The sequence below is a fragment of the Hymenobacter sp. H14-R3 genome (assembly GCF_030063445.1).
GTDB lineage: Bacteria > Bacteroidota > Bacteroidia > Cytophagales > Hymenobacteraceae > Hymenobacter.
Map to the genome: position 1 here is coordinate 1 of NZ_JASITD010000075.1, position 1096 is coordinate 1096.

Here is a 1096-nt window from a genome sequence, read left to right on the forward strand (position 1 = left end):
TATACTCGTCGCGAAGTGAAATGCGAATTAGGGCTTAAAATTGTGCTATGGAAGTGGGGCTTTCGGAGTCAGAGCGGCAGTTGCTGCGGCAAGCGCAACGCGCCTGCCGGGGCAAGGCGGGGTACGTGCCGGTGACGGTGCTGCTACTACTGGACCGGGGGCGGGCCGTGGCGGCCATTGCCGAGGACCTGGGCCTGGACGAAACGACGGTGTACCGCTACGCCCAGACCTACCGCGTGCAAGGCCTGGTGGGTTATTTGAAGGCCGAACAGCCCGGCTACTGGGGCCTGCTCACTAGCGCCCAACTTGCCGGCCTGGCCCGCGAGTTGGGGCAGACCCTGTACACTGACTGCCGGGCTATTGCCGACTGGCTGGCCGCCACGTACGGCGTGCGCTACTCAGTTTCGGGCCTGAGGGACCTGCTGCACCGGCTGGGTTTCTCCTACAAATTGACCACGGCCGTGCCCTGCCAGGCCGATGCCGCCGCACAAATGGCCTTCCTGGCCGACACGCTGGCCCCGCTGCTGGCCGAAGCCGAGGCGGGGGAAGCAGTGGTCTATTTTGCCGACGCGGCCCATCCCACCCACAATACCCGCGCCACCCACGTCTGGACGGAGACCGGCAAAGAGCGGCCCCTGCTCACCGTCAGCGGCCGCGAGCGGGTCAACCTGAACGCCGCCCTCAACGCCCACGTGCCGAGCCAGGTCCACCTCGATGAAACGGCCTGCGTCAATGCCCAAAGCACCCAGCGGCTCTACGAAAAACTCCTCGCCGCCCACCCCCACGGCCCGGTCTATGTTATCTGCGACAACGCCCGCTACTATAAAAATAAGGCGTTAACCGAGTGGCTGGCCGACAAACGACTCGTGCAGGTCTTTTTGCCCCCTTATTCGCCTAATCTCAATCTGATTGAGCGCCTCTGGAAGTTTTTACGCCAGAAAATTATCAACACCGCCTTCTATCGCACCAAGGGCCAGTTCAAAACGGCCGTCCTCGACTTCTTCGACCGACTCCCCGAGTTTGGCCCAGAACTCGCGTCCCGTCTAACCCTCAAATTTCATATTCTCGATTCGCAGACTACCGCGTAACGAGTATA

At 61.9% G+C, this 1096-nt stretch carries 1 protein-coding gene; it reads left to right on the forward strand.

Annotated features, from left to right (window positions below; all coding sequences use genetic code 11):
- Positions 1–47: 47 nt before the first annotated feature.
- Positions 48–1088, forward strand: a complete 1041-nt coding sequence (locus tag QMK33_RS23355; RefSeq protein WP_283567040.1) for an IS630 family transposase — start codon at positions 48–50, stop codon at positions 1086–1088.
- The last annotated feature ends 8 nt before the right edge of the window (positions 1089–1096 follow it).

What these genes read in the sequence shown, in the direction of transcription:
- QMK33_RS23355 (WP_283567040.1), top strand. Translation starts at nt 48, where the DNA reads ATGGAAGTGGGGCTTTCGGAGTCAGAGCGGCAGTTGCTGCGGCAAGCG.